Annotated in this window: 12 protein-coding genes and 3 tRNA genes; 4 read left to right on the top strand and 11 right to left on the bottom strand. The window is 59.0% G+C overall.

All coding sequences use genetic code 11. The features are described from left to right. Positions 1-440 precede the first annotated feature (440 nt). The 5 genes from ACYVIS_RS20010 to ACYVIS_RS19990 all read right to left on the bottom strand — a co-directional run bounded on the left by ACYVIS_RS20010 (position 441) and on the right by ACYVIS_RS19990 (position 5,070). Positions 441-2,033: a serine hydrolase gene (locus ACYVIS_RS20010; RefSeq protein WP_232744459.1), complete on the bottom strand. Its 1,593-nt coding sequence runs from the start codon at positions 2,031-2,033 to the stop codon at positions 441-443. A 352-nt stretch (positions 2,034-2,385) separates the two neighbouring features. Beyond that, positions 2,386-2,470: transfer RNA gene (locus ACYVIS_RS20005), tRNA-Leu, on the bottom strand. Positions 2,471-2,624: 154 nt separating this feature from the next. Then, positions 2,625-3,125 (bottom strand): preprotein translocase subunit SecG, encoded by a 501-nt coding sequence (secG, locus tag ACYVIS_RS20000; RefSeq protein ID WP_232744460.1) that lies wholly within the window; start codon positions 3,123-3,125, stop codon positions 2,625-2,627. A 17-nt stretch (positions 3,126-3,142) separates the two neighbouring features. Further along, the gene (tpiA, locus tag ACYVIS_RS19995) at positions 3,143-3,895 is read right to left on the bottom strand and encodes a triose-phosphate isomerase (RefSeq protein WP_232744461.1); all 753 of its coding nucleotides are present in this window, start codon (positions 3,893-3,895) and stop codon (positions 3,143-3,145) included. A 197-nt stretch (positions 3,896-4,092) separates the two neighbouring features. After that, a complete protein-coding gene (locus ACYVIS_RS19990; protein ID WP_232744462.1) occupies positions 4,093-5,070 on the bottom strand; it encodes an NAD(P)H-quinone oxidoreductase in 978 nt (325 codons plus the stop codon). 234 nt (positions 5,071-5,304) lie between these two features. Between ACYVIS_RS19990 and ACYVIS_RS19985 the strand changes: the two genes are divergently transcribed. Then, positions 5,305-5,394 (top strand) — tRNA-Ser (locus ACYVIS_RS19985). Positions 5,395-5,407: 13 nt separating this feature from the next. On the opposite strand, the gene ACYVIS_RS19980 is transcribed toward ACYVIS_RS19985, so the two are convergent. After that, positions 5,408-6,310 (bottom strand): GNAT family N-acetyltransferase, encoded by a 903-nt coding sequence (locus ACYVIS_RS19980; RefSeq protein WP_232744463.1) that lies wholly within the window; start codon positions 6,308-6,310, stop codon positions 5,408-5,410. A gap of 387 nt (positions 6,311-6,697) precedes the next feature. Here ACYVIS_RS19980 and ACYVIS_RS19975 point away from each other — a divergent pair, with 387 nt between their 5' ends. Together ACYVIS_RS19975 and ACYVIS_RS19970 are read left to right on the top strand one after the other, a co-directional pair. Beyond that, positions 6,698-7,600: a PCC domain-containing protein gene (locus ACYVIS_RS19975; RefSeq protein WP_232744464.1), complete on the top strand. Its 903-nt coding sequence runs from the start codon at positions 6,698-6,700 to the stop codon at positions 7,598-7,600. Between the two features lie 182 nt (positions 7,601-7,782). Further along, positions 7,783-7,868 (top strand) — tRNA-Leu (locus ACYVIS_RS19970). Positions 7,869-8,011: 143 nt separating this feature from the next. Here the strand turns inward: ACYVIS_RS19970 and pnp are convergent. Continuing rightward, positions 8,012-10,165, bottom strand: coding sequence for a polyribonucleotide nucleotidyltransferase (gene pnp / locus ACYVIS_RS19965; protein ID WP_460874872.1), 2,154 nt, complete (start codon positions 10,163-10,165; stop codon positions 8,012-8,014). 91 nt (positions 10,166-10,256) lie between these two features. Next, a complete protein-coding gene (rpsO, locus tag ACYVIS_RS19960) occupies positions 10,257-10,526 on the bottom strand; it encodes a 30S ribosomal protein S15 (RefSeq protein ID WP_232744466.1) in 270 nt (89 codons plus the stop codon). Positions 10,527-10,899: 373 nt separating this feature from the next. On the opposite strand from rpsO, the gene ACYVIS_RS19955 reads away from it, so the two are divergent. Next, positions 10,900-11,439 carry a hypothetical protein gene (locus ACYVIS_RS19955; protein WP_460874871.1) on the top strand — a complete coding sequence of 180 codons (540 nt, stop codon included), beginning with the start codon at positions 10,900-10,902 and terminating at the stop codon, positions 11,437-11,439. Between the two features lie 108 nt (positions 11,440-11,547). On the opposite strand, the gene pssA is transcribed toward ACYVIS_RS19955, so the two are convergent. The 3 genes from pssA to ilvC all read right to left on the bottom strand — a co-directional run bounded on the left by pssA (position 11,548) and on the right by ilvC (position 14,217). Continuing rightward, complete coding sequence (pssA, locus tag ACYVIS_RS19950; protein WP_460874870.1) at positions 11,548-12,354, bottom strand: CDP-diacylglycerol--serine O-phosphatidyltransferase; 807 nt, start codon at positions 12,352-12,354, stop codon at positions 11,548-11,550. Then, positions 12,347-13,021, bottom strand: a complete 675-nt coding sequence (locus ACYVIS_RS19945; RefSeq protein WP_460874869.1) for a phosphatidylserine decarboxylase — start codon at positions 13,019-13,021, stop codon at positions 12,347-12,349. Before ACYVIS_RS19945 ends, pssA begins: the two co-directional genes overlap by 8 nt. Positions 13,022-13,200: 179 nt before the next feature. Then, on the bottom strand, positions 13,201-14,217 hold the full coding sequence (ilvC, locus tag ACYVIS_RS19940; protein ID WP_460874868.1) for a ketol-acid reductoisomerase: 1,017 nt from the start codon (positions 14,215-14,217) through the stop codon (positions 13,201-13,203). Positions 14,218-14,378: the final 161 nt, after the last annotated feature.

Here is a 14,378-nt window from a genome sequence, read left to right as displayed (position 1 = left end):
TGAAATCTCCGTAGATTTGAGTAACGAGAGCAGCGATCAATCTTATGTCCTGCCACTCTTTCTAACTCCGCGATGGGAAGTTGGTGCTATTGCATCAAAATTCGGGGCCGCTGGCTATTGTCCTGAGGGCAAAAGCTTAACTTTTCCTGATAATCGTTGGATTCACACAACAAACCCGCTTTTTGACCCTAAAAACATAAGGGTTTACCCTTGTTATTATGTGGCATCCCAGCCACATTTTTTCCCATATCAGCGGGATTTATTTCTATCTAGATTTATTCGAGCTTATCGAAATAAATATTTGTTTCCATTGAGGTTTCCATGGAAGTTTTTAAAGCCAAAAAAGCCGATTTGCCATAACTCGGATTTGCCGTAATGCGACTTACTGGAAGGCGATTTCCCAGGGGAGGCGCTTGCAGCCACCCTCCCCCATTAACGCCCTAGCGCCGCCAGGTGGCCATACCGTTCTGATTCAGATATTCAATGGTGAAACCACGGGCTTTGCCATCTTTCATCAAGAAACGTACGGACGAACGGGAACCTTCCGGCGCGTTTTCACTACGGGGAGCGACGGCGAAGGTATCCCCGTCCCAGTGCGCCATGACGATACGTTCGTGCCTGGGCCCCAGCGTCAGTACTAACTGTTGCTTGTCGATCTTGATGTCCGCCGCACCGAAATAGGCATTCTTATAATGGCCGGTATAGCTCTCCAGCGCCCCCGGAGCCTGAGCTTGGGCCGGGGGCCTCTTGCCGGCCAGATCGCCCACCGGATTGAAAAACGGACGCATCAGGCCGTTGTAGGCGGCATACCAGTCGCGCAGGGGCTCGCCGTATTGCACAATGTCCATGAATTGCATACCTATGCTTTCGGCTGCGCCGACCGGGCTGCCGTTGGTCAGTACCACAATACCGATGTCCGCCGAAGGGATGATCAGGTAGGACGTGGCCGCCCCCAGCAGGAAGGCGCCGGAATGGCTGAAGCTCGTGCGTCCGTTGGCGTTGATGCCGGTATTGAAGCCGTAGCCATAGAATCCGGGCCGGGCATCCAGGCTGTGCGCCGGCGCACTGAAAGAATGCGGGCTCATTGCGGCTCGCAGGGCGTCGGGCGTCGCAAGTTGCCGGCCGTCATGCTGCCCGTTGGCCAGCAGGAACTCGAGCCATTTCGCCAGATCCAGCACGGTGGAGGATACGCCGCCCGCCGGAGACTGTTCATCCGGATTGCGATCGAACAGCGGCTGGAACTTGCCGCCTTCCAGCGCATGCAACACCGCGCGATCGTCGCGTGCAAGGTAATCGGCGTGGCGCGAGCTGGTGGAGGTCATGCCCAGGGGTTTGAACAGCGCTTGCGCGGCCAGGTCTTCCCATTTTTTGCCGGCGGCCACCGCAACGGCTTCGGCGGCGATCGTCGTGCCAAAATTGGCATAGTGATAGGACGCGCGGAACGGATCGAGCGGCAAATGACTGAGCCGCTGGATGATCTGCGTGCGATCATAGCCAAGGTCCTCGAGCTCGTCACCGGCGGCGAAGGGCAGCCCGGTACGGTGCGCCATGAAGTCGCCTATCGTCGCGTGCTTGGCGACATAAGGGTCGCTAAGCTTGAAATCGGGCAGATAACGGGCGACGGGATCATCCCAGGCCACGACCCCTTTACTGACCTCGACGGCGATGACCGAAGCGGTGAGCGATTTGGAGACCGAGGCAATCTGGAACACCGTGCCGGGGTCGACAGGCGTGGGCTTGCCCAACTGGCGGACGCCAAATCCTTGCGCAAAGATAGTCTTGCCGCCGTGCACCACCGCCACTGCCGCACCCGGAACCCCGCTACGCTTCAGAATGCTTGCCACGATTTCAGGGAGCGCGGCAATCGCCTTGTCCAGGCCCTTGTCTGCCATTGCAACGACATCCTGCCCCGGCGTCTTGCCTACGTCGACCAGGGTTTGATGCGCCAGGACAGGTGCCGCCACGGTGAGGGCTACCGTCAGTGCCGACAGGCGCAACATCCTGGCTAGATCCTTGATGGCTGCGACATGCATTAGGAACCCCTTTATTTATAAAATGCGCAGGGGTGCGCGGCGCACCCCTGCTGGTTGATCTAAAAAGCCATAGCTTAGGGTCGGGAGCCCCGTCATTGAGTCGAAAGTATATGTGCAGATGGAATGCCGACGTTAGACCTGGCGTCTCGGAGTCTATTCCTGGAGTCTCAATCAGCGCAACGAGCAAAGGCCAAGACGAAGTGAGCCAGGCACGCGAAGTCAAACGTGCAAGAACGCACAAGACAAACGTCGCAAGGCCGCAGCGCAATAAAAAAACCCGCGCCTTCCTGTGAAGATGCGGGTTGATCGACTTACTAAAGCTACTTATTAGATAAGCTACTTATTAGATATTTGGTGCCGACGGCGAGACTCGAACTCGCACAGCTTTCGCCACTACCCCCTCAAGATAGCGTGTCTACCAATTTCACCACGTCGGCTAATTCTGCTTGCAGGGCGCGATTCCTGGCTTGCGCCCTGTGCAAAGAGCGGTATTCTAGCATGATTTCCGGCTACTTCCCGGACGCACCTGCCGGTGCTTTTCAAGCATGCTTACAAGGCATTGCGGGGCCGATCCCGCCCCTCTTGAGACCCTTACTTGGACTGACCCGCCGGCTTGTCCGAGGAGCTTGCCGGCTTTGCGCCCTCGGCCGCTGCCGGCACCGCCGAAGACGTGCTGGGAACAGTGGGTATGGCGCTGGCGCCCGGCACGGCAGGCGATGTGCCGCCCGCAGCGGGTTTCGCCGCTGGCACGCTGCTGCCCGGAACCGAAGGCACAGCCGAGCCCACAGGAGCCGCCGGAGCGGGAGCCTGCTTGAAGCCTTGCATTACGCCGCCCTCAAGAATCGACGAAGCGGGATGATGGGCAACATAAGCCAGGCCGGCCGTCGATGCAAAGAAGACAATCGCGGCCCATTTGGTAGTGCGCGACAGGAAGTTGGCCGCGCCGGTTGCCCCAAACAGGCTGCCAGCGGAGCCGCCGCCAAATGCGGAGCCCATGTCGGCGCCTTTGCCTTGCTGCAGCAAGACCAGCACGATAATAGCCAGCGACGTAATAACTTGAATCGCCAGAAGAGCGGGTGACAACCATTGCATTTAAAAAACTCCGAAGCCTATGCGGCCGCAATACGTAAAAATTCTTCCGCCACCAGTGACGCGCCGCCCACCAGGGCGCCATCGATATCACTCATGGCAAACAGGCTGGCGGCATTGGATGCCTTGACGCTGCCGCCGTACAAAATAGGGTTCTGCCCCGCCCCTGCCGCGACCAGGCTGGCACGTATGGCCGCATGCACTTCCTGGGCCTGCTCGGGCGTAGCGGTACGGCCGGTTCCTATTGCCCACACGGGTTCGTAAGCCAGTACGATTTTGGCAATGGCCTGGGCGCCCAGCGCCAGCACCGGTGCCAACTGGCGGGCAATGACTGCCTGCGTTTGCCCCGACTGATGCTCAGACAGAGTTTCACCTACGCACACCACGGGCGTCAGGCCGGCCTTGACCGCCGCAGACGCCTTGTCGGCAACCTGCTGATCGGTTTCGCCGTGCAGGGAACGGCGCTCGGAGTGCCCGGCCAGAACCCACCGGCATCCAAAATCGTTCAGCATGACGGCCGATACTTCACCGGTAAATGCACCCTGCGCCTGAGCGCTGAGGTCTTGCGCACCCCAGGAAACAGGGCTGCTTGCCAACGCCACGCTGGTTTGGGCCAAATACGGAAAGGGCACACATACGGCGATTTCGCCCTTGAGGGCAACAGAAGCAACGCCCGCCCGCAAATCGGCCAGCAAAGAGGCGTTTGCCGCCAGGTTGCCGTGCATTTTCCAGTTGCCTATTACAAGGCGCGCTCGAGAAGGTGCTGTAGCCATGTCGTCCAAATACGCGGACAGGCCCCAAGGCCAATCCAAAAAATCGGGTAAACCCGGCATTGTATCCTGCCGCGAACCCAATTGCCTAATCGTTCCATTTTAGCAAGCAGCGGCAGGCTTGGAAACAGCAGGCGCGATACCGTCGCAAAGGAGCGGCCCGGGCTGCCCGCCCCCTCCCCCACGAACGCCCGCGCCACCTATACCGTCAGGATGATCTTGCCGATCTGCTCCCCGGCTTCCATCATGGCGTGCGCATCGCACGCTTTTGCCAAAGGAAACGTGGCGTGCACAATAGGCTTGATTTTCCCGGCTTCCAGCAATGGCCAGACCCGCTGCCTCAAGGATTGCGCAATGGCCGCCTTGAAGGCGACCGGGCGCGGGCGCAGCGTAGAGCCTGTAACGGTCAGGCGCCGGCGCAACACCTGTCCGCAATCGATGGTGGCCTTGTTGCCGCCCAGCAGCGCAATAATCACAATGCGGCCGTCGTCGGCCAGGCAGCCCAGGTTGCGGTTGATGTAGTCGCCCGCCACCATATCCAGCACGACATCGACACCCTTGCCGCCAGTCGCCTTTTTGATTTCCTCGACATAATCCTGGGTACGGTAATTGATGCCCAGGACAGCGCCCAGAGCTTCAACGGCGCGTGCGCGCTGATCGCTGCCCACCGTAGCGTATACCTTATTACCCAGGGCAGTGGCCAATTGAATGGCCGTGGTGCCTATACCGCTGGCTCCGCCATGCACCAACAAGGTTTCGCCGGCCGACAATTGGCCGCGGTCGAAAACATTGCTCCAGACAGTGAAATACGTTTCGGGCAAGCCGGCCGCCTCGATGTCGCTCAATCCCGCGGGAACCGGCAGGCACTGGGCTGCGGGGGCCGTGCAATATTCCGCGTAGCCGCCTCCGGCAATCAGTGCGCACACCTTGTCGCCCAGCTTAAAGCCGCCTGCAGCGGCGTCGCCTCCGGTAATCTCGCCCACGATCTCCAGCCCAGGCAAATCGGACGCGCCCGGCGGCGGCGCATAATTGCCCTTGCGCTGGAACACGTCGGGACGGTTGACTCCGGCAGCGGCAACCTTGATCAGCACCTCACCGGCCTTGGGCTCGGGCACAGGGCGATCAACCAGGACCAAAACCTCGGGCCCCCCTGGATGCGAAATTTCCACGGCTTTCATGACAACTCCTTGTATGCTTGGCAAAAACGGCATTATCGCCTATGCGGCAATAACTTCAGTCCGCGGCCTGGGACTTGCCGGACGAACGATAAAAGCCGGCGATTTCCCATACTTTTTGCGACAAAAACGCCAATTCCGCCCACAAGCGGGTACGCATCGGCTAAACTCACGTCCTTCTGAAAGGTCGGCCTGGCACTCCCAAGCCTCAAGCGCCTTGCGGATGAACATCTCAATGGAAGCGTGCCAGAGCGGTTGAATGGACTGGTCTTGAAAACCAGCGACGGGGCAACCCGTCCGTGAGTTCGAATCTCACCGCTTCCGCCAAGAACATTTATGATCACATAAAGCCCGGATTGCGCGGCAGATATTGCGTCCAGGCGCCATAGCCAGGCGACGCCATCAGCAGCATCGGAACGGTGATGCGCATGCCGCAATCGACCGCAAGGCGCAGTGCGCTGTCGCATGTGCCCGGCACGAACGCCGATATTTTCTCCGAGGGCTTGTCGGCCGCTATTTTCAACGCCGTTGCGAAGGCGCTCGCAAGGACGTCAGCCCGCGTGACCGCGAGGGGCCCGACATGCCCGCTGGGACCAATGTAAGCGTAGCCAACGCACTCGCCGCCGGCGCAGAGCATGACACCTGTGGTCCCCGGGTCATTGAGCAGGTAGCGGTGATGCTTCTCGCGCGCGACGCCCACAGCGCGAACGTCGATCTCGGCAAGCCTTTGCATGTGCTGGTCTGTGTCGTCGATTGCCATGCTGCGCAATGGCAATCCCGGCAAACCGGCCTTCACCCGCTCACGCGCGGCGCCGAAAAAATAAACCGGCATCCTGGGGAAGAAGCCGTGCCGGATGTAGAGGCCCTGCGACACACGGTTGAAGGCAAAAGTAATCAATGCCTTGTGATCCGCTCTTGATTTCCGGGCGTGCTCCAAGCTCAGTTTCAATAGCTCGTTCCCGATGCCGCGACCCTGTTGGGAGGGATCGACGAATAGCTGAGCGAGAAACCAGACATTTCCGCACACCCAACTCCAGGCAAAACCGAGAATGTCGCCGCCGTCCTGCGCGATCCATAGGCCGCCGGGGTCGTCCTTGAGCGAGAACAGCTGAAAGTTGGGCGGGCTCGGAGTCGCCATCGAGCCAAAGCCATGACGCTCGGTAAGGTCGTTGATACTGGCAACAACCAGCGCCTCGGTCGTCGCCAAATCTTGCGCCTGGGCGGGCCTGTAGATGAGTGACATTGGGCAACTCCTTCAGAGGAACCTTTTAGACAGGTCATGGCGCCTTTTGGCGCCGCGCCGCCTGGTCTTTTATGTTATACCCCCACACCCCGTCTCGAAAAACAATCAGTTGCACCAAGAGTGTCGCGTGGACAAACCTCTTTTCCTATGGTCGCCCTGGCGAAAACCCCACCAAACGGCGCGCACCATCCCGGCCGATATTCAAGTTCCATAATATGGACAAAAACAAGGAGCATATTGACAAGAATACACCTTGCTCCCTAAACTGGTTCCAGCAACAATCAAGCGGGTTTAACCGCCAAAAGGTTCATATTATGAACCAACAATCAAACGGACGAGGCATGCAGCACGACACGATTTCAAGGCGGGTAGACCGGGATGCGGCGCATGCGTCATATTGAGCACCCAGGCCCGGTCGCGGCCGAGCGGCTGCAGTGCATAGACGGCAAGGTCGATATCGTGGAACTCGTACTCGGCGCGGGCCAGCCATTGATGGCCGCTGCCACGCAGGCCCTGTCCGCGCTCGGGGCAAGCAGCGCCGTGCTGACGCTTCATGACGGCGCCCTGGATCCTTTCGCCTATGTGCTGCCCGCCATGTCCGACTCGCCCGAACACGCGGTCTATTACAGCAAACGCTACGATGCGCCACCGGGTCAAACGCATATCCAGGCCGGCTGCATAACCTATGGCCTGCGCGATCACGCCCCATGGCTGCATTGCCATGCCCTCTGGAACGAGGCGGACGGGACACAGCGCTGCGGCCATATTCTGCCCGACGACGCTATTCTCTCGACCCCATTGCACGCCACGGCCGCACTGATACGCGGCGTGGATTTTGTCGTGGCGGCCGATGCCGAAACAAATTTTTCGCTGTTCCAGCCGCAGTTGCAGGCGCAGCCACAGGGCTTGCCGGCGCCCGAACCGGAGCTTATGCCCGGTTCGTCGGCAAACGGCGTAAGCGCATTCGTGCTGCGTGTCCGGCCAAACCAGGATTTCTGCACCGCTCTGGAAACCATATGTACGGAGCGCGGCATCCGGCGCGCCATTGTGCGCGGAGGCGTAGGCAGCCTGGTTGGAGCCGCATTCGACGATGGACGCACGGTTGCCCCCATTGCCACCGAAGTATTCATCCAGCGGGGCATAGTCGAACCTGGCGCCGACGGTGCGGCGCAAGCCACTGTCGATGTTGTGATGGTCGACTACACCGGAGCCACCACGCAAGGGCGCCTGCTCCGCGGCGCCAATGCGGTGCTCGTCACCTTCGAACTCGTCGTCGAACCGCTGCCGTAGGGGCAAGCCTTGTGCCCGCTCGTCCAGGCCAAGGCATAAACCTCGGGTGACAACAAGCCTCCCCCCTACGCAAGCGATACATGCCGCTGTAGCGGCCGTCCATCGCAAATCCCCCTGTTATTTGAAATAAAATTTCAAAACCCACAGCAGGAAACAGCAGTTCATGTAACAATCACGTCCGCGCACCCATGGCGGAATTGGTAGACGCAAGAGACTTAAAATCTCTCGATCATTGATCGTGCCGGTTCGATTCCGGCTGGGTGCACCATAAAAAAACGACATCCACGGATGTCGTTTTTCATATTACAAAGCACCGATTGCAGTCAGGCGGGGCCGAAGGCCGCCACCCACTGCAATAACCGCGGCGCCAGATAAGCAATACTGGCGCCACGGCGTATTGCGCCGGCGTAATCAGGCCGCGGTTTCAGGAGCAGCCACCGGACCTTGCGGGCCGCCTTGGGCTTCGATACCGCCAATAGCCTTCATGGACAGACGCAGCCTACCCTTGTCATCGGCTTCGATAACCTTGATACGCACGGTCTGGCCGACTTTCAGCACGTCATTGATATTGGCGATGCGATAGTTGGCGATTTCAGAGATATGCAGCAAGCCGTCGCGACCAGGCAGAACCTGGACAATCGCGCCGAAATCCAGCAGACGCAGCACAGGGCCTTCGTATTCCTGACCGACTTCGACATCGGCAGTCAGTTCCTTGATGCGGCGCTCGGCATCCCTGGCGCGATCGAGATCGGCGCTGGAAATGGTAATGGTGCCGTCGTCGCCGATATCGATTTGCGTGCCGGTTTCTTCGGTCAGCGCACGAATGGTCGCACCGCCCTTGCCGATTACGTCGCGGATTTTCTCGGGATTGATCTTGACCGTCAGCATGCGTGGAGCGAACTCCGACAGCTCGGTGCGCGAACCTTCGAGGGCAGCCTTCATCTTTTCAAGGATATGCAAACGGCCTTCGCGGGCCTGGGCCAGCGCGACCTGCATGATTTCCTTGGTAATACCCTGGATCTTGATATCCATTTGCAGGGCGGTAATGCCTTGCACGGTACCGGCCACTTTGAAGTCCATATCGCCCAGATGATCTTCATCGCCCAGGATATCGGTAAGCACGGCGAATTTGCCGCCGTCCTTGATCAGGCCCATGGCTACGCCGGCCACGTGATCCTTGACGGGAACACCGGCATCCATCATGGCAAGCGAACCGCCGCATACCGACGCCATGGAAGACGAACCATTGGACTCGGTAATTTCGGAAACCAGGCGGATCGTGTACTGGAAGTCGGGAGCGTCGGGCAACAGGGAGATCAGCGAACGCTTGGCCAGGCGGCCGTGGCCGATTTCACGGCGCTTGGGCACACCGAAACGGCCGGTTTCGCCCGTGGCAAACGGAGGCATGTTGTAGTGCATCATGAAACGGTCGCGGGATTCTCCCATGATCGAATCGATGATTTGCTCGTCTTGCTTGGTGCCCAAAGTGGCCACCACCAAAGCTTGTGTTTCACCGCGAGTGAACAAGGCGCTGCCGTGCGCACGAGGCAGCACGCCCAGACGAATGCTGATGGGACGCACGGTACGGGTATCGCGACCGTCGATACGGGCTTCGCCGTTCAGGATCTGGCCGCGCACGATTTTAGCTTCGAGGTCGAACAGGATATTGTCGACTTCAACGCTGTCGGGCTGGGCTTCGCCTTTGGCTGTGGCGTGTTCCAGCAGTTTGGCCTTGACGCTGGCGTATACATCGCGCAACTGGGTAGTGCGGCCTTGTTTGTCGCGCACCTGATAAGCGGCCTGCAGGCCGGCCTGGGCGGCGGCGCTTACGGCGGTAATCAGCGCTTCGTTCTTGGGCGCCGCTTGCCAGTCCCATTCGGGCTTGCCGGCTTCGCCGACCAGATCGTGGATGGCATTGATGACCGTCTGCATTTGTTCGTGGCCATATACGACCCCGCCCAACATGATTTCTTCGGACAATTGTCGTGCTTCGGATTCGACCATGAGCACAGCGGCTTCGGTACCGGCCACCACCAGATTCATCTGCGACTCTTTCAATTGCGAAGTCGTGGGATTGGTGATGTACTGATTGTCGATGTAGCCCACCCGTGCTGCGCCAATGGGGCCATTGAAGGGGATGCCGGAAATTGCCAGCGCGGCCGACGCGCCGATCATGGCGGCGATGTCGGGGTCGATTTCGGGGTTGACCGACAAAGTATGAATGATGACCTGAACGTCGTTGTAGAACCCTTCGGGAAACAGAGGGCGCAAAGGCCGGTCGATCAGGCGTGAAGTGAGGGTCTCTTTTTCGGAAGGCTTGCCTTCGCGTTTGAAAAACCCACCCGGAATGCGGCCGGCGGCATAGGTTTTTTCAATGTAATCGACGGTCAGGGGGAAAAAATCCTGGCCAGACTTGGCTTTTTTTGCCGCAACAACCGTCGCCAGCACGACCGTATCTTCAATGGAAACCAGCACAGCGCCCCCAGCCTGGCGAGCAATCTCGCCTGTTTCAAGCACGACGGTGTGCTGGCCGTACTGAAACGATTTCGTCACTTTATTAAACATTACGGAATATCCTTACAATAAAAAAACCGTGGCCACCGCGAATTGTCATCGCAGCGCCCACGGTTGCATCATGGGGAGCCAGCCCCGAGTATCACTTACGCAGACCGAGCTTTTCGATCAGCGAACGATACGACTCAGGACTGCGGCCTTTGAGGTAATCGAGCAATTTGCGACGGCGGCTGACCATGCGCAGCAGACCACGACGCGAGTGGTGGTCTTTCATGTGAGCCTTGAAGTGGCCAGTCAATTCATTGATGCGGGCCGTAAGCAGCGCCACTTGTACTTCGGGGGAACCCGTATCGCCTTGGGCACGTTGGTATTGTGCAACGATATCGGTTTTTTTGATGTCAGCAACAGACATTATCAAGCCTCTTTAACGAGCGACAGAGCCGAGGTGCCCTGACGTGATGTTTATGAAAATAGGATTGGGCTTCGGCGAAATCCACGGTAACGAAGATACCGCTCCACCGGAAAGCTGTCGCATTATAGCGGATTGGCAAGATGTTTGCGGGGTACGGGGCATCCATGGGCAGTACGGCGTGCCAGGGGCGGCCCCTGAGGAGCGGAATCGCCAAGGAACCCTGGCACTCATCCCGCTGTCTTAGCTCCAGAGACTTTTGAGCTACAGTAATGACTTTCTTCGGCCAAATGTCCTGTCTGGGCTTTTCCGCACCAGCCAGGTTTTCAGCATTGGCTTGGCCTTATGCGCATACATCGCTACTCAGGAGCTCTTCATGGTCTCGAATATTCGTCATGCCACACCGGGCCGCTGGTTGCGTGCCGGCCTGGCTGTTGCCACGCTGGGCGTGCTGGCCGCCTGCTCCAGTATGAGCGACCTCCCCGCCGGCACTCCGCTGGCCCAGATCCAGGCCAAATACGGGCGGCCCAACTTTTCCTGCCCCGAACCCGACGGCGGCCAGCATCTTGTCTGGTCCCAGCAACCCTTTGGGCAGTATGCCTGGGGCGTGCACGTCAATAGCGCGGGCCAGACCGATCAGGTCCAGTCCTTGCTGACCGATGAGCACTTCCAGCTTCTGGGCAAAGGCACCTGGACCCAGCAGCAAGTTCTTTGTGAATTCGGGCCACCCGCGTTAAAAGACAGGGTAGGCCTGCCCTCGTCCGACCAGTTGATCTGGAGCTATCGATACCGCCAGGCCAAATCGTGGAATTCGCTGATGTATGTGTATTTCGGCCACGATGGTTCGCACGTCACACGCTTCCATCCCGGGCCCGACCCCATGTTTGACGACAACGACCGGTCGTCGTTCCGATAAGCACCGAGCGGTAAAGCGAGCGGGATGTATCGCTTGCATACAGGCGGCCCCTGCGGCCGCCTGTGAGGTGCGGCACGGCAGGCTCAGGAGCGCGCGCCCTGCCCTGTTCTACAAGTCGTGCTTGGCCTCGTCGCCCGCCAAACCTTCCGTGTTGAAATGGCGCGATCGGTTTCTTAATTTGCGTGCCCGGCGCCAGCGCCAGAACATGGTTGCCCAGCCGGATAGGCCGTAGATGACGAAAAGCCCGAACAGTACAACAGGGGGATCGCTGGATACGAACACGAATACGGCGACCAGCACCAGAATGACCCAAAAGGGCACGCTGCGCCCCAGCGCGAAGGTTTTCCCGCTGTAGAACGGCGCATTCGATACCATGGCAACGCCGGCGTAAACCGTGAACGCAAAGGCCAGCCACGCGATGGTGCCGTCTCGCAGCAGAAATTTATTATCGACAGCCAGCCAGACAAAGCCGGCCACCAGCGCCGCGGCGGCCGGGCTGGGCAGCCCCTGGAAGAAACGCTTGTCGATCACAGCAATATTTGTATTGAAACGCGCCAGGCGCAACGCGGCACCCACGACATAGATAAACGCCGCCAGCCAACCCCAGCGGCCCAGGTCGTGCAAGGTCCATTCATACATGACCAGGGCGGGCGCAATGCCGAACGAGGCCATGTCCGACAAGGAATCGTATTGCTCGCCAAAAGCCGATTGCGTGTTGGTCAGGCGTGCCACGCGGCCATCCATGCCGTCGAACACCATGGCCGCGAAAATTGCGATGGCGGCGATTTCGAACCGGCCGTTCATGGCCTGGACCACAGCATAGAATCCGGCGAAAAGATTCGCGGTGGTAAACGCGTTGGGCAGCAGGTAGATACTGCGCCTGCGCGTATGTTCGTCGAGAGGGAAATTAGGCATGCGCTTGCTCGCTGGCGGCCGCAGGCAGTTCAGCCAGCACCGTGCTGGTGGCCTGCACCTTGTCGCCTATGGATACCCGCGGGCGCGAACCCAGGGGCAAATAGACATCGACACGCGAGCCGAAACGGATAAAACCGTAGCGTTGCCCGCGATAGAGCTGATCGCCCGGCTTGATGTAGCAAAGTATGCGCTTGGCGATCAGGCCGGCGACCTGTACCGCGGTGACGACATGGCCCTGGCTGGTGCGCAGCACCGTAGCGTTGCGCTCGTTTTGCAGCGATGCCTTGTCGAGCGCGGCATTGAAAAATTGCCCGGCGAAATAATCGACCGACAACACTTCGCCATTGACCGGGGCGCGATTCGAATGAACATTGAACACGTTCATGAACACGCTGATCTTCAGCGCGTCGCGTTGGGCGTAGGGATCTTTGACCTCTTCGACGGAAACAATACGGCCGTCGGCCGGGGACAGCACATAGAGCTCGCCGTCGGGCGCGACACGCGCCGGGTCGCGGAAAAACTGCAGGACAAACAGCGAGATCAGCCACAAGGGCAGCGAGGCCCAGGGCGACCAGAAGGTGACAAGCAGGGAAACAAGCACGACGGCTGCCAGAAAGGGCCAGCCTTCGCGTGCAATGACAGGATGCGGATAAGAAGGTTTATTCATCGTAAGACGAAGAATAACCGAAATGGATCAAGTTTTGCGTAGTCGCGTGCGCTTATGACAAATGCAGGCAGCCACAATGAATCAGGGCGGACACAAGGCCCGCCCCTCACTACAACTACCGCCTCCGCCCCTGGCGGGCGGCCACTGGGGCCGCCCGCGCCGGTCAATTCAAAAGGCGTTTAGTTCTTGGTTTGATCTACCAGCTTGTTCGCCGCGATCCAGGGCATCATGGCGCGCAATTTGCCGCCCACTTGCTCGATTTGCGATTCGGCGTTGATGCGACGGCGCGAAATCAGGGCAGGTGCGCCAGCAGCATTTTCCAGAATGAAATTCTTGGCGTAGGCGCCGGTCTGGATATCGGTCAGGCATTGACGCATGGCCTTTTTGGTTTCTTCCGTAACGATCTTGGGGCCGGTTTCATATTCGCCATACTCGGCATTGTTGGAAATGGAGTAGTTCATATTGGCGATACCGCCTTCGTAGATCAGGTCGACGATCAGCTTGAGCTCGTGCAGACACTCAAAATAAGCCATTTCCGGCGCGTAGCCGGCTTCGACCAGGGTCTCGAAGCCCGCTTTGATCAGCTCGACCGTACCGCCGCACAGCACGGCCTGTTCACCGAACAGATCGGTTTCGGTTTCTTCGCGGAAGTTGGTTTCGATCACGCCGGCACGGCCGCTGCCGATAGCGCAGGCATACGACAGGGCGACATCGCGGGCGGCGCCCGATTTATCCTGATGCACGGCGACCAGCGACGGTACGCCGCCACCCTGGCGATACGTGCCGCGCACGGTGTGGCCCGGCGCTTTGGGGGCAATCATGATGACGTCGATATCATTGCGCGGCACGACCTGGCCGTAATGCACATTGAAGCCGTGGGCGAAAGCCAGAGCGGCGCCGGCCTTGATATTGGCGGCAACGTGATTGCGATAGACTTCGGCGATATTTTCGTCGGGCAACAGCATCATCACCAGATCGGCCCCTTTGACTGCCTGATCCACTTCCTGCACAGCCAGGCCTGCGTTCTCGGCCTTGCTCCAGGAGGCTCCGCCCTTGCGCAGGCCCACCACCACCTTCACGCCCGACTCATGCAGGTTCAGGGCGTGCGCATGCCCTTGGGAACCGTAGCCGATAATAGCGACTTTCTTGCCTTTGATGAGGGAAAGGTCACAATCTTTGTCGTAAAAAACTTTCATTTATAAAACTCCAGGATTTAAGAAAATAGTATTGCTTCAGATTCGGGAAATCGTTGCTGCTTAATGGATTTTGGTGCATCCGGCCCGATTCCGGGCGTCGGCGGTAATGCGGCAATTCAATAGGACGCGGGCTCAAGCGCGATGCGCGTCAGCCCGCCCCT

The organism is Paralcaligenes ginsengisoli, from assembly GCF_054781135.1.
This window is presented reverse-complemented; position numbering and strand designations above follow the sequence as displayed.